Here is a 25,227-nt window from a genome sequence, read left to right on the forward strand (position 1 = left end):
CCGGCTCGGTTGGTTCGACAACCCTCGCGGACGGGATGCTGCGGTCGGCCGCCATCCCCCGGATGGGCGGCCTCCCGGCCGCGTCGTGTCCCCCCCGTCCTGGTCCGATCAATCCCGGGACGCCGGCCCTCGCGCCGGCTCGTCACGGAGCCTGAGGATTCGACTCATCATGTGGCGAGTGCTTCGACGCCCACGGGGCCCCGAGCGCGATGGCCCTGCTCGAGCGAGCGGACTCCTCAAGGCTGTGCTGCCGGCCTTGCGGCTCCTGCAGGTACGGTTGCGAATCCCGGCGGCCTTGCTGGTGGTAGCGATCGTGGCCGGGCAATGGGAAACGCTCCGCAACCGCTGGGACACGCTGACCCGGCCCCGTTCGACGGCAGACCCCGCCATGCTCGCGGTGACGAACGACGTGGAGTACTTCTGCCCGATGGATCCCGGCGTCGTCTCGGGATGGCCGGGGAAGTGCGGCGTCTGCCACATGGCCCTCGTCGTGCGGAAGAAGGGCGACGCCACGATGCTCCCCGACGGGGTCGTCGCCCGGATGCAGCTCTCGCCCTATCGGGTGCAGCTCGCCGGCATCCTCACCTCCCCGGTGGACTTCCGGCCGCTCATGCGGACCAGGGAAGCGACCGGCGTGGTGGACCGGCTCGAGGATCGGGCCCGGGTCCGTTGCGAGGTCGCCGCCCGCCGCGCCCCCTGGATCGCGGTGGGCCAGGAGGCCGAGATCCGCTCCCCCGACCTGCCCGAATTCGGAGCGCGGCTCGGGAAGGTCGCGGCCGTGACGCCGCAGGTCGTCGACGGCTTCGAGACCCTCCAGGCCGAGGTGGAGGTCGACGACGCGGAAGGAGGGCTCCGGCCCGGGATGGTGGCGGAGGTGACGTTCCGGGTCCCCGCGGCCGGGCTGGAGCCATTCCGCTCGCTGCCATCCGACCCGCCGCCGCGACGCGCGGGCGAGCCGGTCCAGGTCTATGCCTGCGTCGAACACCCCGACTCGATCGGCCTGATCCCCGGGCGATGCCCAGAGGACCAGCTCCCCCGCATGCTGCTCAACCTCGACGACCGGCAGCGGGTGCGCTGGTGGTGCCCGATGCATCCGGAGGTGACGGATGACCGGCCGGGTTCCGATTGCGCCGAGTGCGGCGGCATGGAGCTGAGGCCCCGGCTCGTGACCTTCCGCCCCGCCGGGCAGGTGCTGGCCGTGCCGGAGTCCGCGGTCGTCGACTCCGGGTCGAGCACCGTCGTCTTCGTCGAGAGCATGCCGGGCATGTTCGACGGCGTGGAGGTGGAGCTCGGGGCCCGATGCGGCGACGCCTACCCTGTGATCCGTGGCCTCGAGGCGGGCCAGACGATCGTGATCCGCGGCGCGTTCCTGCTCGACGCCGAGACCCGCCTGAACCCGAGCCTGACCGCCAGCTACTTCGGTGCGGCCCGTCGGCAGGCCGAGGCGTCGGCCGTCGCCCTCGGGGCTGCCACACGGGCGGACCCGGCGGGCGGGGCGGAGGCCGAGGCCCTCGCGTCGCTCCCGCCGGGCGACCTCGAGCTGGCCCGGCGACAGGGCACCTGCCCCGTGACGGGGATGCCGCTCGGCTCGATGGGTCGGCCGATCCGGGTGGAGGTCGACGGGCGGGTGGTCTTCCTCTGCTGTTCGGGCTGCGAAGGCAAGCTCCGGCGTGACCCGGCGCGGTATCTCGGCGGCGCAACCGGAGCGGGCACCGACCAGCCATGATCGACGCGATCATCACCTATTCGATCCGGCACCGGGGGGTGGTCATCGCCGCCGGGGTGGTGCTCGGGATCCTGGGCGCCTGGGCCGCCTGGACGACGCCCGTCGACGCGATCCCCGACCTGTCCGATAACCAAGTCATCGTCTTCGTCGAGTGGAAGGGGCACGGCCCTCGCGAGATCGAGGAACAGGCGACCTACCCCTTGGCCCTCGGGCTCCAGGGCCTGCGCGGGGTGCGGGTGGTCCGCTCGTCGAGCGAGGTCGGGTTCGCGATGATCAGCGTGATCCTCGAGGACCGGGTCGCGATGGCCGAGGGGCGGCGGCGGGTCGACGAGCGGGTCGCCCGCCTTCGAGACCGGCTGCCGGAGGGCGCGACGGCCGTGCTCGGGCCGGACTCCCCGGCCACGGGACAGATTTACTGGTACAACCTCGAAGGCGGCGGCCTCGACCTCGGCCAGCTCCGCGACCTCCAGGACTGGTACGTCGGCCCGCAGCTCAGCTCGGTCCCCGGCGTGGCCGAGGTGGCCAGCGTGGGCGGGTTCCCGACCGAGTACGAGGTCGCGGTCGACCCGCTGCGGCTCGCCGCCGAGGGCGTGACGCTCCGGGACGTGATGGACGCCGTCGCGGAGTCGAACGCCGGCGCCGGCGGGCACGTGATCCACAAGGGGAATGCCGAGTACGTGGTCCGGGGCGTCGGCTGGCTCGGGGCGTCGCCCGAGCCGGGAGATTCGTCCTTCGACCGCACCCGGGCGATCCGCGACCTGGAGGACGTGGTCGTGCCTCGGTCCGACCCGGCCGGCCCGGTCCGGCTCGGCGAGGTGGCCCGGATGTCGATCGCGCCGGGATACCGCCGCGGGGCTCTCGAGAAGGACGGCAACGAGGTCGCCGGCGGCGTCGTGCTCATCGCCAGCGGCGAGAACCCGCTGGAGGTCACGCGACGGATCAAGGCGAAGGTGCGCGAGATCGAGCCCGGCCTCCCCGACGGCGTGCGGATCGTCCCGTTCTACGACCGCACGCCGCTGATCGAGGGGGCAATCAGGACGGTCACGGGCACGGTCGTCGAGGCGATCGCGACGGCCTCGCTGTGCGTCCTGCTGATCCTGCTCCACGTCCGCACCTCGTTCGTCATCGCCTTGACGCTGCCCCTGGCGGCGCTCTCCTCGTTCCTGATCATGGCGGCGCTCCGGCACCTCGGGATCCTCGACCTCCAGGCCAACGCGATGTCGCTGGCGGGCATCGCCATCTCCGTCGGCGTCCTCGTCGACTCGTCGATCGTGATGGCCGAGAACGTGATGCACCGGCTGCACGGCCATTCCGGCGGGCGTCCGGTGCGGGGCGACACGCGTGACGTGGTGCTGCCGGCCTGCCTGGCGGTCGGCCGGCCGATCGTCTTCTCGGTGGCGATCATGCTCCTGTCGTTCCTCCCGGTGTTCGCGCTCGGGGGCATCGAGGGGAAGATGTTCCGCCCGCTCGCCTACACGAAGTCGTTCGCCCTGCTGTCGGTGGCCGTGCTGGCCATCACGCTGGTGCCCGCCCTCTGCACGGTCTTCATCCGGGGCAGGATCCGATCGGACCGCGAGAACCCGCTGGTGAGGGGCGTGATCGAGGTCTACCGGCCGGTCCTCTCGTACATGCTCGACCACCCGGTCGTGCTGGCCTGGATCATCGGCGCGACGTTCCTCCTCGGATTCGCCCCGCTCGGCAGCCGGCCGCTGTTCCTCGCGACGCTGGCCGCCGCCTTCACGGCGACGGCGGCGCTGGCGAAGCGACGCCGCACCATGATCCTGGCGCCGGCGAGCCTGCTCGTCCTCGCCCTCTGGGCCGACCAGGTCATCACGCCCCTGGAGCGGGAGTTCATGGTCCCGCTCGACGAGGGGATGGTCATGGACATGCCCATCACGGTGCCGCGAGCCTCAGTGACCCAGGCCGTCGACGACCTGAAGGCGCGCGACATGGCGCTCTGCCGCTTCCCCGAGGTGGAGATGGTCGTCGGCAAGGCCGGCCGCGCAGAGACGCCCACCGACCCCGCGCCGATCGACATGATCGAGTCGATGGTCAGCTTCCGGCCCCGGGCCTTCTGGCCCCGCCGCAGTCTCCGACGCCCCGACGCGCGCCGCCAGGCGGTGGAGGTGCTCGACGCCCTCGTGGAGGGCGGGATGGTCCGCCCCCCGGCGGATCGAGCGGCCCGAGACCGCCTGCTAGACGAGGCGGTCGACGCCGCCTTGCCGACCTTCGACGTGGTGCTCCGCGAGTTCGCCAGCCAGCGCAACCTGGATCTGGTGCGGCGTTCCGGCGGGCGTTCGCCGCTCTCCCTCCACCCGTCCGACCCCGAGGATGCCCGGCTTGTCCCGATCTGGTATGAGCATGTGAAGCAACTCAACAGCGACCTAATCGACCGCGGGGCCGCGGTCTTCACCCGACTGATCCTGGTGGAACTGCTGGCGAGGGCCGAGATCTCCTCACCCGAGACGGTCGCGATGCTCGCCGAGCGCCAGCGGATCCGCGCGGCGGGGATCGCCAGCCTGGCTGCCGCCGCGGAGCGGGGGCCAATTTCGGGCTCGGCAGCGGGCGAACACCATCACCACCACGCGACCGTCGACCCGCTCCTCCTGCCCCCGCAGCCTCCCCTCGACCGGCTGGAGGCGTACCTGGCCGCACGCTTGGCACGCCGGCTCTTGCTCTGGAAGGTCGACCGCGACCAGTTGGTCGGGTTCGGTGGTGAGCTGGACCGCGTCGTCTCGATGCCGGGCTGGACGAACGTCTGGACGATGCCGATCCAGAACCGCGTCGACATGCTCGCGACCGGGGTAAATACCATGGTCGGCGTCCGCGTGATGGGCCGCGACCTCGACGACGTCGTGCTCGCCTCCGAGCGGATCGCCGCCGCGGTCGGGGCCGTGGCCGGGGCCGCCGACGTGATCGCCGACCCGGTGCGCGGCAAGCCCTACCTCGAGATCCGCTTCGACCGCGCCCGGGCCGCTCGACTTGGCGTGAGCATCGGCGAGGCCAACGAGGTGATCGAGGCCGCGCTGGCGGGCAAGGCCGTCACCACCACCGCCGAGGGGCGCGTGCGGCACCCGGTCGTCGTCCGCTACCGTCGCGACCGCCGGCAGGACGAGGACGCGGTGCGCGACCTGCTCGTGCCCGCCCGCGGCGGCTCGGCGGCCAGCCCCCGGCTGGTGCCCCTGGACGAGGTGGCCGACGTCCTGGTGGTCGAGGGCCCGGCGACGATCAAGGGCGAGAACGGCTTCCTCCGGAACTATGTCCGCATGAACGTGCGTGGCCGCGACGCCGCCGCGTTCGTGGCGGAGGCCCGCCGCGTCGTCGCCGGGTCGGTGGAGCTGCCGCCCGGGGTGTTCGTGGAGTGGACCGGGCAGTTCGAGCACGAGGTCCGCTCTCGGCGGACGCTCGCGGTGGTGGTCCCCCTGGTCGTGGCCCTGATCTTCCTGCTGCTGTACTGGACGTACCACGACCTCGCCGACGCCGCCCTGATGATGCTCGCCGTCCCGGGGGCGGTGGCCGGCGGGCTGTTCTTCCAGTGGTGTCTCGGCTTCAAGCTGTCGGTGACGGTCTGGGTCGGATACATCGCCTGCTTCGGCATGGCGACCTCGACCGGCATCATCATGCTGGTCTACCTGCGCGAGGCGGTGGAGCGGGCCGGCGGGCTCGGGAGCATGGGGCTCGACGAATTGCGACGAGCCGTGCTCGACGGCGCGGCCCACCGGCTCCGCCCCAAGCTGCTCACCGAGGGAACCGTGGTGATCGGGCTGGCCCCCATGCTCTGGTCGAGTGGGGTCGCCTCAGAGGTCATCCGGCCCATGGTCGCGCCGGTGATGGGCGGCATCCTCGTCGCCGACGAGGTCATCGACCTTCTCCTTCCCGTCCTGTTCTATTGGGTGCGCCGGTCGCGCTGGCACCGGCTCCACGCCGGTCGAGGTCAGGTCCCCCAGGACGTCGACCCCGCGGCGACTCCCGTCCCTGTCGGGGGAGCCGCTCCGATCGCCCGCGACAATAGCGAGCCGACGGGCGATCTCCGGTCCCCGATGACCTCACCCGAGCCCGACGTATGCCGGCATTGATTCCCGTTTCCGCGGCCTGGGGAGCAGGGATTGCGTTTGACTCCTGTCGCCAGACTGCGCCCGTCGTGTACCCTTACGGAGAACCTGCTGGGTCCAGAGTCATGGATGCACTTCGTTGAATGATCCTCTTTCAGCCTCGAACATGGGTGCTTCGGTCCGAAACGCCGACGCGTCCTCCGAGGTTGTCTCAGACCGCCCGTCGGTTGGATCGGATCTCATGCTGCCGCACCTTGTTCGCTTATTTACGAACGGCGCGCTCATCGACCCGGAGGGCCGCTCAGTCCTGGGCGTACTCCGGGGACATCACCGGGGCACGCCGGGGAACTCGGCCCCTGTCGAGGCCGAGGCGGACGGGGGCCGAGCTCCGTCGTTGCCGGGGGCAATGCTCCTCTCGGAGTGACCCCAGGACATCGCCCTCCTTCGGCGTGGCGTCGGTGGTGGCGGGGATCGACGATCGATCACGCCGCTTGCTCCCTGCCGACGGGAGATGAGGCATTACCCGTCCAGGCCGGATAACTCGTCGAGGAGGGCCTGGAGCCGGGCCACCCGCTCGGGCTCTCGGCCCGCCAGGTCATCCTGCTCGGTCGGGTCGTCCCCCAGGTGGAACAGCTCGACCCGGTCGCCCAGGCGCTCCCGGATGAGCTTCCAGTCGCCCCGGCGGACGGCGGAGTGGCTTGGCGTCTTCCAGTACATGGCCCGGTCGGGCAGGGAGGAGCCGTCGCCGCGCAGGGCCGACCACAGGTTAATCCCCTCGGCCGCCTCGAGCCGCCGCGGGTCGCCGCCGGCGGCCCGGATCAGCGTGGGGAGCCAGTCCACGACGTGGGTCGGCGTCTCGAAGACGACGCCGGCCGGGAGGCGACCCGGCCCGTGGACGAAGGCCGGCACCCGGATGCCGCCCTCGTACAAGTCCCCCTTCCAGCCGCGCAGCGGCCGGTTGCTGCCGAGGGTGGCGTGGGCGGCGTAGCGGCCGTTGTACTCCCGATCCGGCGCGTCCCACCGGCGCTGGCCCCCGTTGTCGGAGGAGAAGACGATCAGCGTGTCCTCGAGCCGATTGGTCCGCTCCAGGGCCTCGACGATCCGCCCCACTCCGTGGTCGAGGTGGGAGACGGCCGCCGCTAAGTGCCGGCGCCACAGGTCGTCGATCTCCCCCTCGTAGGGGGCGATCCAGCCCGGCGGCTCGTTGGGCGCGTGGTGGGCGACGTAGAGGAAGAACGGCCCCTCGCCGGCCGACTCGATCACCCGGATCGCCTCCTCGGTGATCAGGTCGGTGACGTGGCCGCGGTCCTCGACTAACCGGTCGTTGCGATGCCAAGTGAGGTGGTCGCCGAACTTGTAGCGGTGCGTGTAGGGGTCGACCTGGCCGCGGAGGTAGCCGTAGCTCGTGTCGAACCCATAGCGGAGCGGGCGGTGTTCGGGCGTCTCGCCGATGTGCCACTTCCCGCTGATGTGGGTGCGGTAGCCCAGCCCCTGCAGCGTCCGGGTGAGCAGGGCGTCCTCCGGCCGCATCTGCGTCGTGGCGCCCAGCGGGCCCAGCACGCCGAAGCGGCTGGGGAAGCGGCCGGAGAGCAGGGCCACCCGCGTGGGCGAGCAGGTGGGACAGACGTAATGCCGCTCCAGCCGCACCCCTCCGGCGGCCAGCCGATCCAGGTTCAACGTGCGGACGTCGGAGTCGTGATACCCGATGTCCGCCCAGCCCAGGTCGTCGGCGAGGATGAAGACGATGTTCGGCCGGGGGTCCGGGTGCTCGGCCGCCGGCGTCGGGCCGATCCAGGACGCGAGGACCGCGAGGGAAGCGAGGAGGTGTCTCATCATGGCGGATTGTCCCGGCGGGACGCTCGTCGATAGGTGGATCGGTGCCCAGGCTCCTGGCCCTCGCGTGCTCAACGAGCGTCGCCCGACCACCGGCGGGGCATCGGCCATCTTCGCCCGGAGTTGCCACGCGACAAAGGCGAGCCCTGGCAGTTCGACCAGGCACGTATCTTGGTGGGGAGACTCCTCCGTGTCAAAGACTTCGATCGAGGCGTAGTCCTCCGCTCCATCGCAGGACGGCGACGTTCCTATCGCCGATCCCGATATCCCGAAAGCCACCTTCGACCGGCTGGCGAAGTGGGGGCCGGGGAAATAGAGTGAGCGTGGTCGAGCGGCCGGCGGGCTCCCGTCCTCGTCATCGTCCCCCGGCGGCGCCGAAACCGCGGGTCGAGCCCGAGCAGCGGCCTTGCACCCGCCCCGACAGTCAGCGGAGCGATCACGAACATGATCCCTCGTCTCATGCGATACCGGGCCGGGGCGAGCCCGCTCGCCATCGCGGCCCTCCTCGTGGTGGCGGGCGCCGCAACCGCCTCGGACCAGCGGCCCAACATCGTGCTCCTGGTGGGCGACGACCACGGCTGGGACGAGACGGGCTACAACGGCCACCCCCACCTGCGGACGCCCGTGCTCGACGAGATGGCGGCCACGGGGCTCCGCTTCGATCGCTTCTACGCGGCGCACCCGTCGTGCTCGCCGACGCGCGGCAGCGTGATCACCGGCCGACACCCGGTCCGCTACGGGACGTTCGCCCCCGGCTGGTCGATCCGGCCCGAGGAGGTCGGCATCGCCCGGATCCTCGGCGAGGCCGGCTACGAGTGCGGCCACTTCGGCAAGTGGCACCTCGGGCCGGTCAAGGCAGAGTCGCCCACCAACCCCGGCGCCATGGGGTTCGATGCGTGGGTCTCGCACGACAACTTCTTCGAGATGGACCCGGCCCTCTCGCGCGACGGCGGGCCGCCCGAGGTGTATCCGGGCGAGGGCTCGGCGGTCGTCGTCGAGCAGGCAATCCGGTTCATCGGCGAGGCGAGGCGACGCGACAAGCCGTTCTTTGCGATGGGCTGCTTCGGCTCGCCGCACGAGCCCTACAGCGGCCTGGAGCGGGACCTCGCCCTGTACGACGACCTGCCCGAAGCCTACGGCGAACGGTCGTTCCGGTTGACCTCGAATGAGACGGGGGATCCCACCACGAGGCCGCTCGACGAGGTGCTCCGGGAGCGGTACGCCGAGATCACCGCGATGGACCGGGCGATCGGGCAATTGCGGCTATGGCTCGACGAGGAGGGCCTGCGCGGGGACACGCTGCTGTGGTACGTCAGCGACAACGGCTCGCCGGCCGACGGTGCCGTCACGTCGCCGCTGCGCGGCCACAAGGGCCAGATGTACGAGGGGGGCCTCCGCGTCCCCTCGATCCTCGAATGGCCGGAGCGCATTACCGAGCCGCGGGCCAGCGACGTGAACGCGGTCACAAGCGACCTGCTGCCCACCCTCTGCGACCTGCTCGGCCTTACCCACCCCGACCGGCCGATCGACGGCGTCAGCCTCCGGCCCCTCATCGACGGCGAGGTGGCCACGCGGCCCCGCCCCATCGGCTTCTGGGAGTTCCAGGTAAGCCCGCCCCCCGATCGCCGGGCCGAGCCCTATATCGACCCGGGGCTCCAGGAGGGGACGACGCCGCTGGTGAAGCGGATGGGGGGCCTGATCACCCGCGACTTCCGGAACGTCCGCATCGACGAGGTCACGGAGCAGGACTTCGACGGGCCCCGGGCCTTCCTGGACAACCACTACAAGCTCGTCGTCCATGAGCGGCGCGGGGTCGAGCCGGCCCGGGAGTTGTTCGACCTGCGCGACGACCCGGCGGAGGAGCACAACCTCATCGACGAGGAGCCGGAGATCGCCGAGGAGCTGGGGCAGCAGCTGCGCGACTGGCAGGCATCGGTCCTCCGAAGCCTCACCGGTGCCGATTACCGGTGATGCCCCGGGGCGATCGACCGATCCCGGCGGGCCGTCGGATGGCGAGGATCCCAGCGTCGGGCTCCGGATCCGATCCCGAGGGCGTCCCTCGCTCGCTCCGATGGCTTGCCCCGTCGCAGTGCGCGTGACTCGGCGGGCCGTTGTCGTCGATGCCGTCCGTCGCTACCCTCGACGCCGTCGACCCGACTCGGCACCGGGGCCGGCCCCCGAAGGACAATCGACGGACCATCGATCGGCCGTGGAACACGACCATGCCATCGCGCTGCAGCTCTGGACGATCCGGGACGCGATGGCCTCGGATGCGGACGAGGCGTTGCGCCGGGTGAAGGCGGCCGGCTTCCGGGCCGTCGAGGTCGCCCCGCCGCCGCCGGGCCTGACGCCGGGACGCCTCGCCGAATGCCTCTCGCGTTACGAACTGGCCGTGGTCTCGATCCACGGCGACCTGCCCATCCCCACGAACATCGACCGGCTGACGCGGGACGCACGCGCGTTCCGATGCCCGAAGGTCGTCTGGCACGGCTGGCCGCGCGACCCGCGGTTCGATTCCCTCGCCGGGGTGCATGCCCTGGCCTCGGCCTGCAACCAAGCCGGGGTGATCGCCCGGGATCACGGGCTCCGCTTCGGCCTCCACAACCACTGGTGGGAATTCGAGCCGGTCGAGGGCGAGCTCCCGGCCCGGCTGCTCCACGGGCTGTTGCACCCCGACATCTCCTGAAGCTGGACGTCTACTGGGCGCAGACGGCCGGCGTCGACCCGGCGGAGGCGTTCCGGGGATTGATGCCGCGGGTCGGCTCGATCCAAAGGACGGCCCGGCCGTCCACGGCGAGCCGATGACGGCACCTGGGCGGGGCACGCTCGACATCCCGCGCATCGTCCGGGCCCTCGCGCATCCGGTCGACTGGGTCGTCGAGCTCAACGAATGCGCCACCGACCCCCTGGATGCCGCACGACAGGGCCGAGAATACCTCGAGACGTTGCGGGACGACCCGGGACACGACTGAGCACCGGTGACGTCCCCCGCCGAAGAGGGGATCGCACGCGGGACGAGGCCATCCCGGCGGGATCCGACTCGACATCGAGGCCGACGCAATACCCGGAGGAATCGAGATGACACGGTGGTTCGGCCCCCTGGCATTCGTGCTCGCCGTCGCCCCTCATGCCGTGGCCGATGATCGGGAACCAGGACGCATCCGGCTCTGGCCCGAGGACCCCCGCTACTGGCCTACTCCCTGAAGCGCCCCAACGTCCTCTACTGCATCGACAACGAGACCAGCGGCGCCGAGGCGTGGTCGACCTACTGGGCCGAGCACATCCGCAGGCGTGCCGAGGAGGCGGGCGTCGAGGTCTTCATCACCGAGATGTGGGACGACCACGACGTGAAGGGCGGACGGCACTCCCGGACGTTCGACCACCCGGGGCGGTACGACTTCGTCGACGTCTCCCAGAACAACCACGACTCTGGCCAGGAGCACTAGTGGTCGGCCACTGACGACTTGAGGGATGGGCTGCAATCGGTTCTCCTGGAGCCCTAACCGCTTCAGGAGCATCGACATGAAGAAGTACATCGTGACGCTCACCGCCGACGAACGCCAGGCCCTCCTCGATCTCATCTCCGCCGGCAAGGCCTCCGCTCTGAAACTGGCCCATGCCCGCATCCTCCTCAAGGCTGATGCCGCCGAGGGCGGGCCCGCCTGGCCCGACGACCGCATCGCCGAGGCCGTCGAGGTCTCTGTCGCCACCATCGAGCGGGTCCGCCAGCGGTTCGTCGAGCAGGGCCTGGAGGCCGCCCTGGTCCGCAAGACGCAGGCCCGTCCCAGCCGCCAGCGGGCCCTCGACGGCCGGGCCGAGGCGAAGTTGATCGCCCTGGCCTGCTCGGAGCCCCCCGACGGCCGCAAGGCCTGGACGATGCGATTGCTGGCCGACAAGCTCGTCGAGTTGGAGATCGTCCCCTCGATCTCCGACGAGACGGTGCGCCGCTCTTTGAAAAAAGCGAACTGAGGCCGCATCTGAAGCAGCAGTGGTGCATCCCGCCGGAGGCGAACGCCGAGTTCGTGGCGGCGATGGAGGACGTGCTGGAGGTCTACCACCGGCCCTACGACGAGACGCGACCGCTGGTCTGCCTCGACGAGGCGAGCAAGCAACTGATCGGCGAGACGGTCGTGCCGATCCCGGCAGCGCCAGGGCGGCTCGAGCGGTTCGATCACGAATACGTCCGCAACGGGACGGCCAACCTGTTCATGGTGACGATGCCGCTGCTGGGGTGGCGTGCGGTCCACGTCACCGAGCGTCGGACGGCGTTGGACTTCGCCGAGGTGGTGCGTTGGCTGGTGGAGGAGGTGCACGAGGAGGCGGAGAAGGTCGTGCTGGTGATGGACAACCTGAACACGCACAAGATCGCCTCGCTGTACGAGGCGTTCCCGCCGGAGCGGGCCCGTCGGATCGCCGGGAAGTTGGAGATCCACCACACGCCGAAGCACGGGAGTTGGCTGAACATGGCGGAGATCGAGCTGTCGGTGCTGGCGAGGCAGTGCCTGGACCGGCGGATCGGGTCGAGCGAGGAACTGAAGCGGGAGGTCGCGGCGTGGGAGGAGGACCGCAACGAGCGGATGGTGGGCATTCGGTGGCAGTTCACCACGGCGGATGCCCGGATCAAACTGCACCGACTATACCCGGCAACTCAATAGCGGACGACCACTAGGACAACCTGATGTGGGTCCGCGACCGGGTCGCCGAGCCCCCCCGGCCGATCAACCACGTGAAGATCTACGGCGCGGACGCCGGCCGCTACGGCACGACGCGGGACGGGGTCGAGCGGTTCTGGCGATGCCTGATCGGCGGTGCGGCGTCGGCCCGGTTCCACCGGCCGGACTCGAGGATCGGCCTGGACGCGACGGCGAAGCGGCACCTCGCCGCCTTCCGCATGCTGGAGGCCGAGTGCGACCTGACCCGCTACGAGCCGGACGAGACCGGCCGGCGACTCTCCGATCGCGTGCCGGACGATGCATATCTGACCTGCGAGCCGGGTGAGCAATACGTCGTCTACTTCCCCGACGGCGGCCGCGTCGGTCTGGACCTGGGCGAGGCCGCCGGGCGGTTCCGCGTGCGGTGGCTCGACGTCGAGGCCGGCGATTGGCGCGATGCCGGCCCGGCGGACGGCACCCGACGCCTGGATCTCGAGGCGCCCGGGGAGGGCCACTGGGTGGCGTTGGTCACCAGGATCCCGTGAGCCCGAGCTCATATTTCATGCCGATGGTGGACCGGATCACAAGGCCCCGCGATCGAGCCGAGTCCGGAGTCCGTGGCTCGTCCGCCGCCCGCCCCGGCTCGTCAACCCGGGGACAGGCCATTTCAAGAAGTCCAACCAGGCCTGTGCCCGGTTCGGCGGCCACGGCGTCGGCGCATTCATGGCCCCGGAGGGACGGTAGGCTCGTGGTGAACTTCCGAGCATAACCGAGGCACGCCGAGTCGGTCCCCAGGGTCCCGGCCCCGACAGGGACGGCTGAGGACGGGGGACGACATCAGTCGTCGCCGGGGGCGACGCTCGAGAGGGACGTCACGACATGACCGGTGGTCGGCCATGACCGTTCGAGGAAGCGACCTGATGGCCGCGCCTCCTCGCCGAAGCCGCAGTCAATCCTGCAAGATGAGGGCGGAGGAACGGCCCCTTCCCCCGGCGCGGCTCCCCGCTCGGTGCCGGAAACGCCACAAGGGCCCCGATCCGCCGACCCGCTGCCGTCGGCCCGGCAATCCGTCGCCGATCCCAAGTCCAGGCGTCAACATGCCCCCGACCTCGGCAACCGCGGCCCGCCGGGACTCCGATCCCGGGGGGGCGACGCCCCGATCCGCGCCCCGCAGCCTCTCACGGGACCTCAGCCGGTTGCGGCCTTGATCGGTCGGCCGGGACCGTCTCCGTCGTCGTGGATCCCGGAGGGGCGGCCCGCGCACCCACCTCGATCACCAGCTTCTCGCCCTGCTCGAGGATGTGGTACCGCTCCTGCAGCGGCCCCGACAACCGCAGGCGCACCTCATGCGGGTAGCCGACGGTCCAGAATCGGTTCTCGGGCGTCACGCGATAGGTGTCGCGGTGCTGCGGCAGGATGTAATCGGGCTCCAGCTCGTTTATCAGGATCACCGACGGGTCGACGTGCATGTTGTGTTCGGTCGGAGAGAAGAGCAGCACGTCGACGTGATCCAGGAACAGGTGGTCCTCCAGCAGCACCGAGTCGCCCGGCTGGAGGACCGTCACGCCCCCGAGCTCGATCAGGTAGCCGCAGTCCTCCAGGTTCGCCTCGTGGTAGACGGCGAACCGGCCGTTGCCGTGGATGGCGCGCAGCGGCGTGACTCGCAGGCCCTGCAGCTCGAACGGCTCGCGCGGCCGGGCGACCTCGATCCGGGCCTCCGGGATGCCGATGCGTCGGGCCTCCGCAACGCAGTTGGCCGGCATGACGAAGGCGCAATCGCCCCGCTCGGCGAGGATGCGGCAGGTCTCCCGATTGAAATGGTCGCCGTGCCCGTGAGTGACGAAGGCGATGTCGAGCAGCGGGGCCAGCTCCGCCGCCGTGATGGGGGAGCGGTGGAGCCGGCCCGGGTCCTCGGTGGCCAGGTCGGTGCCGATCAGGGTGTCGCCGGCCTTGATGAGCCAGCCGTTGTGCCCGGTCCACCACACGGCCGTGCCGGAGTTGTGGGCCTTGATCTCGTCGAGGATCGGCGGCGCGGGGATCTGCCCCTCGGGCCGCTGCTGGCCGAGGGCGATCGGCACGTGGAGGAGGAGGGAGACGGCCGCTGCGATGGCCCGGGAGCTATTCATGGTCGGTCCCTTCGGCGGAGGACGATGCCCGTGGGCACCTCGATGATACCCGCTCGATGGCCCGAGGTGGGGCGACTCCCCGCCCGGACGACGACGCCGGACCGCCAGGCCCCGGTCAATCCAGCCCCGGCGTCGTCAACAGGTAGACGGTGAACGAGGCCAGCCAGTGCTCGCCGGCGTAGTCGCCGCCGACCACGTGCCCCAGGGCCGCTTCGGCGTGGAGGGCCGCCGACGCGGCCAGCCCCTCGCGGGCCGGGTCGCCGTCCGGCAGGTCCGCCGCGATGCTCCGCATGCACCAGGCCCGGCTCAGGTTCAGGCCGTCCGGGTGGACCAGCTGTGGGTCCGTCCGGTCCGTCACCTCGGCCGGCGCGAACAGCGACGCCGGACGGCCCGCGGCCGCACCCGGTAGGAGTCGATCGAACCAGGCCCAGAATTCCTCGGGCGGCAGGACCCGCCGCATCAGGTCGGCCTCCATGAGGACCGGCGAGAAGAAGTCGGCCCCGCTGCTGGGCTCCCAGCCAGCCGGGGCGTCGGCGCCGAATGAGGCCCGCGTCCGCTCCGCGACCAGGGCCGCCATGGGCTCGTCGCCGACAACCCGGGCATAATCGTGGGCGGATGCCAGGCCGAACGTCGTGTTGGGGTGGTCGCCGGAGCGGCTCGATCGACCGGCCGATACTCCACCGGGCGCAGCTTCGAGAATCCCTGTTCGAAGGAGTCGGTGCGATGAAGCCAACCGGCAAGTCGGTGATCGTCACGGGGGCCGGCTCGGGGATCGGTCGGGCGACGGCCCTCGCCCTGCTGCACGAGGGCTACTCGGTCGTGCTCGCCGGACGCCGCCCCGAGGCCCTCGAGGAGACCGCCGCCCAGGCGGGGCCGTCCGGCCCACGCACCCTCGTCGTCCCGACCGACGTGACCGACCCCGAATCCGTCCGGGAGCTCTTCGAGGCGACGACCAGGGCCTTCGGCCGGATCGACGTACTGTTCAACAACGCCGGGACCGGCGCCCCGGCGGTCCCGCTCGAGGACCTGACAATCGAGCAGTGGCGGCGGGTCATCGACGTCAACCTGACCGGCGCGTTCCTCTGCATCCGGGAGGCGTTCCGCCTGATGAAGGGCCAGTCGCCGCGGGGCGGCCGCATCATCAACAACGGGTCCGTCTCGGCCAGGGTGCCGCGCCCGGACTCGGCGCCCTACACGTCGGCCAAGCACGCGATCACGGGGCTGACCCGCTCGACCGCCCTCGACGGGCGGAGGTACGATATCGCCTGCGGCCAGATCGACGTCGGCAATGCGGACACCGAGATGACGGCCCGGATGAAGGAAGGAGTCCGGCAGGCGGACGGTTCGGTGGCCGTCGAGCCGACGATCGACACGGGGCACGTCGCGCGGGCGGTCGTGTACATGTCCGGATTGCCCCTGGACGCCAACGTCCTGTTCCTGACCGTGATGGCCACCGGGATGCCGTTCGTCGGCCGGGGCTGACGGCAGTGGTCGTGGCGCCTCGATCGACGTCCGGCGGGGTCGGCGGCCCTGGGGAACGGAGCCCGGCGGGTCCCTCGGTGACGAGGCGATCGAGTCCCTGTCAACCCGCTGCTCGAGGATCTGGCGCAGGCTGGATGGCGAGGACACGCGGGTCTGGCGGCCTGGACCTTCGGTGGGCTGTCGATCGCCCCGCCTTCCTTCGGACTTCGCGTCGCGACGAGAAGGTCGAGACGCTTACCATTCGTCAGCCCCCCCGACCTCACCGAGGAGATGCACGGGCGACAGGCGTTCCGGGGCGGCTTCGGCCCGACGGTTAGCTGCGAGGGGGTCCCGTTCGGGCCGCCGTCTCACCCCGGGTAGGGGGTGGAGGGGGCACCTCAACTATGGAGCATCCACGAAGGCTGGAGTCGACGCGAGGAAGGTCGCCCAAACTGAATGACGGGCTGGTCTGCGTCGGCTGCAGAATAGGCGTATGGGAAGGCGTATGCACGCCCCCCAGTGAGCGGACGGGATGTAGAAAATGCCGTGATTCGCGGTGTCTGGTGGTCGTCGTGGGCCGGTCTCGAAAACCGGTGTACCGGGCAACCGGTACCGTGGGTTCGAATCCCACCTCCTCCGCTAGCAAGCCGTTGAGACGGCGATCCTTATGCCGAGAGCCGCGTCCGGGACGCGGCTCTCGGCGTTTCCGGTCCGGCCGCCGGGACCGGCCCGGATCACCCCTCGCTTGTCGCATCCCGTCGCATCCGGTCGCATGTCGGCGGATCGGTAGGCGTATGGGAAGGCGTATGCGCCGCGGCCCGTCCCGCGGCCGTGACCGACAGCCGAGGGCCGCCCTCGGGACGGTTCGGACACGGGATGTCCGAAGGGCTTCGGAGGTCGAGGAATCGCTCGGGCCGGGGGCCGGATCGGGTCCCCTCGCGGGCATGTCGAAGGTGCCGCCGGTCCATATCTGGCCGGTACCCCCTCTGATCTCCCCCACGCGCCGGAAGGAACGGGCAGTTGGCGACGTGTTGCCGGCGGGATTGGTGCAGCCTGTGGGGTAGGCCGAGTTCGTCCTGACCGATCAGCTCTCGCTGTGGAGGGCCGACCGCGACTCGCGTTCGCGCCTCGGATTAACGGTCTCTCTTACTACTACTCCGTTAGTTGCTCGGGAGGTGGGTCGACGAGTCCCCGGCAGTAGGGGCAGTCGTGCCGGCAGATCGGGGCCAGCAGGCGTTGCAGGGCCCGGCGGATCGACGGCAGCGTGATCACCGGACCTCGGCGCCCCCCCTTTTGCCCGGCCGGGGTCGACCCCGGCGGGCTCGCCGCTGCTCGAGTGCCAGGAAGCCGTAGGCCAGCATCACCAGGCAGGCGTGGTGGTGGAACCCGCGCCAGGAGCGGCCCTCGAAGTGGTCCAGCCCGAGTTCCTCCTTCATCTGCTGGTAGCCCTGCTCCACCGGCCAGCGGCTCCGCCACAGCCGCACTGCCCGCAGGCGGCTGGTGCCCGCCGGCAGGTCGCTGAAGGCGTACTTGAGCTTGCCGTCGGCCTGCTCCTCGATCAGCAGCCAGAGCGGCTCCTCGCCGGCACAGTCGCCGGTGGCCCAGCCGTGCCCCGGCCAGACCCGCAGCCAGGCGAAGCGGCCCGACATCGGGCCCTTCGTCCCTTCGCGCCAGGTGACCTTCCGCCGCGGCGTCCGCGAGGCCAGCTCCCTCAGGCTGACCGGCCGGGGGGATCCCTCGGCCAGGCGGGGCCGCTTCTGCGGGCGGCCGCCCGTCGCGGCCGTCGGCTCGATCCACCGGGGCTCCTCGGTGAAGACCACCAACTCGTCGGTGACGCCGACGATATAGTGCAGGCCACGCTCGGCCAGGCCGGCGCGGGACGGCCCGGAGACGCCGTAGCCGGCGTCGGCCAGCACCAGCTGCCCCGGCAGCCCCTCGCCACGGACCCGGTCCAGCAGCTCCAAGGCGATCTGCCCCTTGGTCAGCATCCGCCGCTCCGGCTCGGGCACGCCCGCCCGGTCGAGGCGCGCCTCGTCCCCCAGCCAGCTCTCCGGCAGGTACAGCCGCAGGTCGAGCGGGCAGTGCCCCTTCGGGCTGACGTAGTGCACCGAGACGGCGCACTGGCAGTTGGCCTTCTTGCCCAGCGCGCCGCAGTGCTGACGCTGCACCCCGACGGAGTGCTTGCCCTGCTTGGGGAAGGTCGTGTCGTCGATGACGAAGATGCCGGCCGGGTCGGCGAAGCACTCGGCCATGACGGCCCTGTAGCGCTTCCAGGCCGCCTGCTCGTCCCAGGGGCTCTGGCTGACGAACTGCTGCAGCGCCTGCTCGGGGTCCTTGACGGCCAGCTCGGGCGGCAGGGGGACGCGTCGGGAGAGCGGCTCGATGCTCTTGCGCTCGCCGTCGGTGATCAGGCCGCGGAGATAGACCGGGCACCAGCGGGCGGGCCGATCGAGGGCGAAGGCGTCGCGGAAGCGGGCGGCGTAGGCGTCGAGGCGTGAGAGGGCCTCGGGGTCGAGTTCGGGGGTGTAGGTCTTGCTCATACCACCTGGTACGAACAAGACCCCGGGGCTGGTTCGTAGTGGCTAACGGAGTAGTATTACAGCGTGTTGGGAAAGCGTGACCTAGCCTTCCGGCATGGACACACGAGCCGCCTACCCGAGTGACCTGAGCCACGCCGAGTGGGCCCAGGTCGAGCGCGTCATCCCGGCCCCCAAGCCTGGCGGCCGCCCCGCCAAGCACGAGCGGCGCGAGATCGTCAACGGCCTGCTGTACGTCGCCCGCACCGGCTGCCAGTGGCGGGCCATGCCCCACGACCTGCCCCCCTGGGCCACCGTGTATTGGTACTTCCGCATCTGGAAGCGGGACGGCACCTTCGATTGCCTCATGGACCTGCTCCGCGGCGACGCGCGGCGGGCCGCGGGCCGGCAACGGCAGCCCTCGGCGGCGATCATCGACTCCCAGTCGGTCAAGACGACGGAAAAGGGGGGCCCCGCGGCTACGACGCGGGCGAGCAGGTCCACGGCCGCAAGCGGCATATCCTGGTGGACACGCTCGGCCTGATCCTGGCCGTGGTCGTCCACCCGGCCGACGTGCAGGACCGCGACGGGGCCCGGCTGCTGCTGGAGCCGCTTCGGCATCGCTTCGGCCGCCTGCAGCTGATCGTCGCCGACGCGATCTACAACGGCGGGATCGCCGAGTGGGTCGCGTCGCTTCGCCCCCGGAACAAGCTGCGCCTGAAGGTGGTGGCCAAGCGGCCCGGCGCCGAGCGTTTCGAGGTGCTGCCGTTCCGCTGGCGGGTCGAGCGGACCTTCGCCTGGCTGGGCCGATGGCGTCGGCTCTCGAAGGACTACGAGGAGACCTGCTCCAGGAGCGAGGCGTTCGTCAAGCTGGCGATGATCCATCTGATGGCCCGCCGTCTCGCGAGAAAACCTCCGCGTCGATAGCTTTCCCAACAGTCTGTTAGCTCGACTGATGCGGAATGCCGTGGGCTACGCTGCCGGAGCCAGGGCGTAGAAGAGGGCCTTGTGCGGCGCCTCGGGGAGTTGATCGAGGGCCGTGCAGCCGCCCGCCCGTGGGGAAACCCACTCCCGCCCCAGCCGGCGACGCACCGAGGTCAAGGCGTCCGAGGACGTCATGCCCGCCTTGCCCGGACACTCGACGCGACCCGATCGCTCTGCCTCGGGCGGGCACTGGTACAGCAGGGCGACGACCGTGTACAGCCCCGGCAAGCGCGGGGCGGCTCGGGCACCGTCCGCCGACACCAGCCCTTGGTGCTCTCCAGTCCGAGCAAGCGACGCGCCTCCTGGAAGGTGGTCTCCAGGTCCCAGCGACCGTGGTAGGCGGCGATCATCGCCGCCGCCGTCATCGTCGGGTCGGTGCTGTAGAAGTATTCGTCCCGGTGCGTCCCGGTCTCGTCTCGCACGGAGGTCCACGTCAGGGGTATCAGCTTCTCGCCGGCCTTGTACCAGTGCCCCGTGCCGGCGGCCACCCCCGCCTGCCGCTCGCCTCCGCCGTACCAGGCCACCGTCAGGGCCTGAAGCGTGGCGGCCTCGACCGCCTGCCTGGGCTTGGGGCGTCGAGGTCCCTTGACCGGGGGCCGTCCCTTGCCCCCCGTACGGCGGGGGCGGGTCGAAGAGGTTGGCCTCGGGGTGCGGCTCGCTGACGAGGCAGAGGTGGCCCCGTAGGCGGTGGGCGAACCGGGCCAGCTCGTGCGCGCCGTAGCCCGAGTCGCCCACGAAGACGGACTCCCGGTCGGGGGACCCGCCGAGCATGACTTGCGACAGCGTGGCCATGATTCGGGCCGGGGTACGGTGGGGGCGACACCGCTCCCGGTCGCCCTCCTCGCTACGGTCCGGGTCCGCCAGCACCGATAGGGCCCAGGGCCGGGTCGCCCACGGGAAGCGGACGATCATGGCGAGGACGACCCGGGGGTGGCCGTACCGCCAGGCGGTGTAGCCGTGGCCGGAGGGGACCGGATCCCGCTGGCGGGCCTCGCCGTAGACCCGACGACCGGGATGGCCACCGGCGGTGTCATCGCCGACCAGGATGACGGCCTGATCGGCCGGCACCGGGGCCAGGACGAGGCGGCACGTCTGGCAGGCCAGCCGGAGGGCGGACCACTCGGCGGAGGAGGGTCCAGCTGGTAGGTGGTCGGATGCCCCCGGGTCAGCGGGGCGGAGGATGTCGGCGACGGTGCGCCGCCCGGTGGTGAGAATCGCCGAGCCGAAGAGGATGACGAAGCGGTGGGGCGTTGGTTGCGTGAAGACACAGGCGAGCGCATCGAGCAGCGGACGAGCCTCGGGGGGTATAGTCATCGGGGGTCGTCCTCGGTCGGTGGGCTGGGGTGCGTGTGCGACTCCCCAAGCTTCCGCCGAGGCGGCCCACCGTAATCTGCATCAGTCGAGCTTAATTAAATAAAGTGTTTACTGATTGCGCGGCGGGGGCCGATCCAGGACTGAAGAAACACGGGCCGATCCTTGGCGAGACCAGGGTGGGCCCCAAGTCTACGGCTCGGGCCGGCACCGGAACCTAGTCCTGGCGGCGGTGGCGTGCGGCTTCGGCGGACCGCCATCTCATATCAGACTGCTTCGGGAAGTGCGCGACGGACTGCCGGTGATCCCTACGAGCCGCTGCTCAAAGACGGCCGTGCGTGGGAGGACATCCAAGCTGCCTCGACTTTGGGAGTCATAGCACTTATGCTGACCGAGCCCTCTGAGTCTGTCTCATGCCCGGGAAGGCGAAGCATGCCCACGGCAAATCAGAATGCACCCAATCATTCTTGTTAACATTCACGCAAGAATTTCATTTGCAAGGCATGTCCATATATACAAGCAGATCCTGTCGAAGTACCATTAGGGGGGCCCTTAACTGGTCCAACCCCAGAAGCGCGCTTCAGACATTCCCCTGAGCGGACATGCTGGTGATAGTGCATCCTGGTTTCTGTAAATTCCCCGCCCGCCCCGGCGGGGACTCGGCTTGAAGCGGCAGGTCACCGCCGGTTCCCCTGGAAGGTGCCAACCGAACCAAGGGAGACCACCGACGATGACCCACCACGATCAACCTACCGCCCTCGGCGAGATCCTGGAACTGCTGGCCGAGCACGGCTTCGACGGCATGGCCCAGGCTATCGGCGTCCTGCTCGACGAGGTCATGAAGCGGGAGCGGACGCACGCCCTCGGGGCCGCCCCCTACCAGCGATCCGAGCACCGCAACGGCTACGCCAATGGCTTCAAGCCCAAGACGCTGCACACCCGGATGGGGCCGGTCACCGTCCGGGTGCCCCAGACCCGAGGCATCGACTTCTACCCCTCGGCGTTGGAGAAGGGCGTCCGCAGCGAGCGGGCCTTGAAGCTGGCCGTGGCCGAGATGTACGTCCAGGGCGTCTCGACCCGCAAGGTGGCCGCCATCACCGAGAAGCTCTGCGGCCTGGAGGTCACCAGCGGCCAGGTCAGTCGGGCCGCCGCCGCCCTGGACGAGGAGTTGCAGAAGTGGCGATCCCGCCCGCTGGGGGAGACGCCGTACCTGATCCTCGATGCCCGCTATGAGAAGGTCCGCCTCGGCGGCTCGATCGTCTCCTGTGCCGTGCTCGTGGCCATCGGCATCGACCCGCAGGGTCGGCGGTCGATCCTGGGGGTGAGCGTCTCGATGTCCGAGGCGGAGGTCCACTGGCGGGAGTTCCTGGCCTCGCTGCAGGCCCGTGGGCTGCACGGGGTCAAGATGGTCACCAGCGACGCCCACGCCGGGCTGAAGGAGGCCCTGGCCGCCCGGCTGACCGGCGTGCCGTGGCAGCGGTGCCAGTTCCACCTGCAGAAGAACGCCCTGGCCTACGTGCCGAAGCCATCGATGCAGCCGGAGGTCACCGCCGGCCTGCGGGCGGTCTTCGACGCCCCGGATCGCAGCGAGGCCGACCGGCAACTTGACCTGGCGGTGAAGAAGTACCGGGCCGTGGCCCCGAGGCTGGCCGAGTGGCTGGAGCAGAACGTGCCGGAGGGGCTGACCATCTTCACGCTGCCCTCGGGCCACCGCAGGCGATTGCGGACGAGCAACATGCCGGAGCGACTGAACGAGGAGGTGAGCCGGCGGACGCAGGTGGCGGGGCTGTTCCCGAACGAGGGGTCGGCCCTGCGGCTGGTCAGTGCCGTGTTGATGGAGATCAGTGAGGATTGGGAGACGGGACGGAGATACTTGACGATGGGACCGGGCTGACCTGTCCGCCTTCAGGCCGGGTTTTTACAGAAACAAGTTTGCACAATCATGCTGGTCGAGCCCGAGACCCAATGGTAACTGGCAGGAGGCAGGCGAGTTCGAGGAACAATTGGCTTCGGGTGATCAGGGTCGCCCAGCTTGCGGTCGACATGTTTCGGAAGAAGGACGAGGGTAAAGGACGGGGGAAGCCCTGCGGGCCACCAGGCCAGAGGGCCGATGTTTTCAGTGCATCTTGGTGAGCCGGGCAGGCAAGGCGGTCGGCCGCGAGTAGGGAAGAGAGCGCGGCGAACTGGTCGTCGCGGAAGATTGGTCCGAGCTCATCGGCGATGCGGAGGTAGGGCGTGCCCTTGAGGAAGGAGGCGTGGGCGACACGCCGGGTCTCGTCTCATCGGGGATCGTGAGGTCCGGTCGGGGCTGGAGTGACACGGGAGGTGCTCGTGGGCCAGGGGGTCCGGAGGAGTCGCCGGGGCTCGACTCGGTCTGACCAGGATCCTCTCACAACTGCATGCCAGGAAGGAATATGGAATTCGCCACCAATGTCACTGTTGGGTCTGGGCCTTGTTCAGCGGTTGGCCGCCGGATAACCTCGATTTCCAGCCGGACCGCCGCTGCTTCCGACGACCGGCGTGACGTCATCATGCCTTCGCGGTCAGGTCGATCGCCCACTTGGCTCCCCTCCAGCATCCATCAAAGAGTTCGTTCAACAATGGATCGATCAGAGGAGGATGACCCCACTCCGTTCCTGGATTTCGGCGATGCGGTGATGAAGGATGCCGGGGAACTCTTGAGGAGCCATCTGGGACGATCCTTATCCTCCGCGAAGGGGCCGTTCGACCTCGTCACCGAGGCCGACCATGCCGTCGAATCGATGTTCGCCGAGAGGTTGTCGCGGTCCTTCCCCTCTCATGATATGATCGGAGAGGAGCGGGGGCTGAGGAGGGGCGAGGGCGAGTCCGGGTATTGCTGGATCATCGATCCGCTGGACGGGACCGTCAACTTCGCGGCGGGGCACCCGTGCTTCTCGGTGTCGCTGGCGCTGTTCCGGCATGGTTCTCCGGTGATCGGCTGGGTCTACGACCCGGTCCATGACGAGCAATTCAGGGCCGTCCGGGGGGGCGGGGCGACGCTAAATGGCTCCCTAATGGGACCATCTGCCGATCGTTCCTGCGTGCTCCCGGTCGGCCTGAGCACCGGCTTCATCGAATGGGCCCTGGCATGCTCGAGGGGGGAGATGCTGGCCGAGGTCATCCGACGATTCGGGAAGATCCGCATCCTCGGCAGCCAGGCGTTGCACCTCTGCTATGTGGCGGCCGGCCGGCTTCGCCTGGCGGCCAGCGTCGAGGCCAAGCTCTGGGACGACGCCGCCGGGGCGCTGATCGTGGCCGAGTCGGGCCGACGGTACTCGGGCCTGCGGGGCGAGCCGGTCTTCCCGATCCCCCCGGACAGCCCACTGTGGGCCGGGGCCCGCGTTGGCAGCCTCGCCGGCGATGATGTCACGGTCGAGCAGATTCTCGGTATGCTTGGTGAGTCCGGGGCCAGGGTCCCCGGCGACGGGGAGGGGCCGTGAAGCACGTCATCGTCAACGAATCGCTGCAGGAATCCGAGGCGAGGCCCCCCGGGGCGTTCGACACCCTCGTCGATCGGAGCGTGGCTGCGGCGCGGGATATGCTAGCGAGTCCGGCCGGGTCGGAGCGGCTGTCCCGCTGCCCGGCCTGCGGCTCGACGGCGCTTGCCGGGGCGTTCTCCCGGCACGGGTACGACTACTCCGAGTGCCGCGACTGCCGCTCCCTCTGGGCCTTGCACCGGCCCTCGGCCGGGCAGATGCGATGGTACCTGCACGAGTCTCCCGCGGCCCGGTTCCGATCCGACCCGGGGTACCTTGGGAGCATTCGGGGGCGGCTGAACGACCTCGCCCTGGGCCATGCCGAGCTGATGGAAGACCAGGCCGGCCGGGCCCGCGTCGAGGGCTGGGTCGCCCAGGTCGGCCCGAGGTCGCCGGTGGCGATCGACCGGCTTGCGCGCCGGGGCGTGTCGCCAGTAGCGGCCGTCGCCCCGCTTCCCCCGTTCGAAGCCTTCGGTGGGACCGACCAGGAGACCTTCGGCAGCCTGTCGGACCTGGGACCCGACTCGGCCCGGCTCGTCTCGGCCTTCGAGATCCTGGAGCACGAGCGCGACCTCCCCGCCTTCCTGGCCGAGGCCCGACGGGTCCTGGCCCCGGGGGGCATCCTCGTCGCCACGGCCCGGGCCGGCAGCGGGTTCGACGTCCAGGTGCTCTGGGAGCACGCCGATGTCTTCCCGGCCGAGCACATCAACCTCCCCTCGGTCGAGGGGATGCAGACGCTCCTGGACCGCACCGGGTTCGAGGCCGTCGAGATCAGCACGCCCGGGCAGCTCGACCTCCAGATCGTCCGCCGGCTCCACGATCGCAGCGGGGTGCAACTGCCCCGGTTCCTCGAATACATCCTGTCGCATCGCGACTCCTCCTGCCTCGAGCGCTTCCAGGCCTTCATCCAGGAGCAACGGCTCAGCTCCCACCTGAGGGTCATCGCCCGGAAGCTCCCCACGGAATAGGTCCCCCGCCGGCCCCCCTGGCCGCAGGCGGCGACACGCCGCCCCCCCGCCGGCCGATCGCTCGGGCCCGGATCGCCCGGCCACCGACTCGCACCCGAGAT

General features: G+C 70.3%; 18 protein-coding genes, 1 tRNA gene and 1 pseudogene. 14 read left to right on the plus strand and 6 right to left on the minus strand.

Annotated elements, in window-relative coordinates:
- The first annotated feature begins 277 nt into the window (after positions 1-277).
- Both ElP_RS20195 and ElP_RS20200 read left to right on the plus strand, forming a co-directional pair.
- Positions 278-1,726, plus strand: a complete 1,449-nt coding sequence (locus ElP_RS20195) for a heavy metal-binding domain-containing protein (RefSeq protein ID WP_145272336.1) — start codon at positions 278-280, stop codon at positions 1,724-1,726.
- Positions 1,723-5,802 (plus strand): efflux RND transporter permease subunit, encoded by a 4,080-nt coding sequence (locus ElP_RS20200; RefSeq protein ID WP_145272338.1) that lies wholly within the window; start codon positions 1,723-1,725, stop codon positions 5,800-5,802. Before ElP_RS20195 ends, ElP_RS20200 begins: the two co-directional genes overlap by 4 nt.
- A 495-nt stretch (positions 5,803-6,297) precedes the next feature.
- On the opposite strand, the gene ElP_RS20205 is transcribed toward ElP_RS20200, so the two are convergent.
- Positions 6,298-7,614 carry a sulfatase-like hydrolase/transferase gene (locus tag ElP_RS20205; protein WP_197446204.1) on the minus strand — a complete coding sequence of 439 codons (1,317 nt, stop codon included), beginning with the start codon at positions 7,612-7,614 and terminating at the stop codon, positions 6,298-6,300.
- 441 nt (positions 7,615-8,055) lie between these two features.
- Between ElP_RS20205 and ElP_RS20210 the strand changes: the two genes are divergently transcribed.
- From ElP_RS20210 to ElP_RS20225, 6 genes are all read left to right on the plus strand, one after another.
- On the plus strand, positions 8,056-9,582 hold the full coding sequence (locus tag ElP_RS20210; RefSeq protein WP_197446205.1) for a sulfatase family protein: 1,527 nt from the start codon (positions 8,056-8,058) through the stop codon (positions 9,580-9,582).
- 238 nt (positions 9,583-9,820) lie between these two features.
- Positions 9,821-10,297: a sugar phosphate isomerase/epimerase family protein gene (locus tag ElP_RS20215; protein WP_197446206.1), complete on the plus strand. Its 477-nt coding sequence runs from the start codon at positions 9,821-9,823 to the stop codon at positions 10,295-10,297.
- A 115-nt stretch (positions 10,298-10,412) separates the two neighbouring features.
- On the plus strand, positions 10,413-10,583 hold the full coding sequence (locus tag ElP_RS38395) for a hypothetical protein (protein WP_197446207.1): 171 nt from the start codon (positions 10,413-10,415) through the stop codon (positions 10,581-10,583).
- 106 nt (positions 10,584-10,689) lie between these two features.
- Complete coding sequence (locus ElP_RS40725) at positions 10,690-10,815, plus strand: hypothetical protein (RefSeq protein WP_261344371.1); 126 nt, start codon at positions 10,690-10,692, stop codon at positions 10,813-10,815.
- 318 nt (positions 10,816-11,133) lie between these two features.
- Positions 11,134-12,266, plus strand: a protein-coding gene (locus ElP_RS20220) for an IS630 family transposase (RefSeq protein WP_145268065.1) whose coding sequence is annotated in 2 segments (ribosomal slippage) — positions 11,134-11,572 and positions 11,572-12,266 — 1,134 coding nt in all. Because the reading frame shifts where the segments join, the coding sequence is not laid out codon by codon here.
- Between the two features lie 23 nt (positions 12,267-12,289).
- Entirely contained in the window at positions 12,290-12,808 is a 519-nt protein-coding gene (locus tag ElP_RS20225; protein ID WP_145272344.1) for a hypothetical protein, read from the plus strand.
- Positions 12,809-13,441: 633 nt separating this feature from the next.
- On the opposite strand, the gene ElP_RS20230 is transcribed toward ElP_RS20225, so the two are convergent.
- Together ElP_RS20230 and ElP_RS20235 are read right to left on the minus strand one after the other, a co-directional pair.
- A complete protein-coding gene (locus ElP_RS20230) occupies positions 13,442-14,389 on the minus strand; it encodes an MBL fold metallo-hydrolase (protein ID WP_145272346.1) in 948 nt (315 codons plus the stop codon).
- Between the two features lie 115 nt (positions 14,390-14,504).
- The gene (locus ElP_RS20235) at positions 14,505-15,122 is read right to left on the minus strand and encodes a DUF2891 family protein (protein WP_145272348.1); all 618 of its coding nucleotides are present in this window, start codon (positions 15,120-15,122) and stop codon (positions 14,505-14,507) included.
- On the opposite strand from ElP_RS20235, the gene ElP_RS20240 reads away from it, so the two are divergent.
- Together ElP_RS20240 and ElP_RS37420 are read left to right on the plus strand one after the other, a co-directional pair.
- The gene (locus tag ElP_RS20240; RefSeq protein ID WP_145272350.1) at positions 15,113-15,871 is read left to right on the plus strand and encodes an SDR family oxidoreductase; all 759 of its coding nucleotides are present in this window, start codon (positions 15,113-15,115) and stop codon (positions 15,869-15,871) included. The genes ElP_RS20235 and ElP_RS20240 overlap by 10 nt on opposite strands.
- Positions 15,872-16,375: 504 nt before the next feature.
- A tRNA-OTHER gene (locus tag ElP_RS37420) sits at positions 16,376-16,489 on the plus strand.
- Positions 16,490-17,118: 629 nt separating this feature from the next.
- On the opposite strand, the gene ElP_RS20245 is transcribed toward ElP_RS37420, so the two are convergent.
- Complete coding sequence (locus ElP_RS20245; protein WP_145267817.1) at positions 17,119-18,390, minus strand: IS701 family transposase; 1,272 nt, start codon at positions 18,388-18,390, stop codon at positions 17,119-17,121.
- 94 nt (positions 18,391-18,484) lie between these two features.
- Here ElP_RS20245 and ElP_RS20250 point away from each other — a divergent pair.
- Positions 18,485-19,293, plus strand: a protein-coding gene (locus tag ElP_RS20250) for an IS5 family transposase (RefSeq protein ID WP_197446208.1) whose coding sequence is annotated in 2 segments (ribosomal slippage) — positions 18,485-18,833 and positions 18,833-19,293 — 810 coding nt in all. Because the reading frame shifts where the segments join, the coding sequence is not laid out codon by codon here.
- Between the two features lie 188 nt (positions 19,294-19,481).
- Here the strand turns inward: ElP_RS20250 and ElP_RS39835 are convergent.
- The gene (locus tag ElP_RS39835) at positions 19,482-19,874 is read right to left on the minus strand and encodes a hypothetical protein (protein ID WP_231749194.1); all 393 of its coding nucleotides are present in this window, start codon (positions 19,872-19,874) and stop codon (positions 19,482-19,484) included.
- A 52-nt stretch (positions 19,875-19,926) separates the two neighbouring features.
- A pseudogene (locus ElP_RS41265) lies at positions 19,927-20,664 on the minus strand (transposase); the annotation flags it as partial.
- Positions 20,665-21,391: 727 nt separating this feature from the next.
- Here ElP_RS41265 and ElP_RS20260 point away from each other — a divergent pair.
- The 3 genes from ElP_RS20260 (at position 21,392) to ElP_RS20270 (ending at position 25,126) form a co-directional block, all read left to right on the plus strand.
- Complete coding sequence (locus ElP_RS20260; protein WP_145272354.1) at positions 21,392-22,555, plus strand: IS256 family transposase; 1,164 nt, start codon at positions 21,392-21,394, stop codon at positions 22,553-22,555.
- Positions 22,556-23,261: 706 nt separating this feature from the next.
- A complete protein-coding gene (locus ElP_RS20265) occupies positions 23,262-24,122 on the plus strand; it encodes an inositol monophosphatase family protein (protein ID WP_197446209.1) in 861 nt (286 codons plus the stop codon).
- A complete protein-coding gene (locus ElP_RS20270) occupies positions 24,119-25,126 on the plus strand; it encodes a methyltransferase domain-containing protein (protein WP_145272358.1) in 1,008 nt (335 codons plus the stop codon). The genes ElP_RS20265 and ElP_RS20270 overlap by 4 nt, the downstream gene beginning before the upstream one ends.
- The last annotated feature ends 101 nt before the right edge of the window (positions 25,127-25,227 follow it).

The organism is Tautonia plasticadhaerens (assembly GCF_007752535.1).
Lineage (GTDB): Bacteria > Planctomycetota > Planctomycetia > Isosphaerales > Isosphaeraceae > Tautonia > Tautonia plasticadhaerens.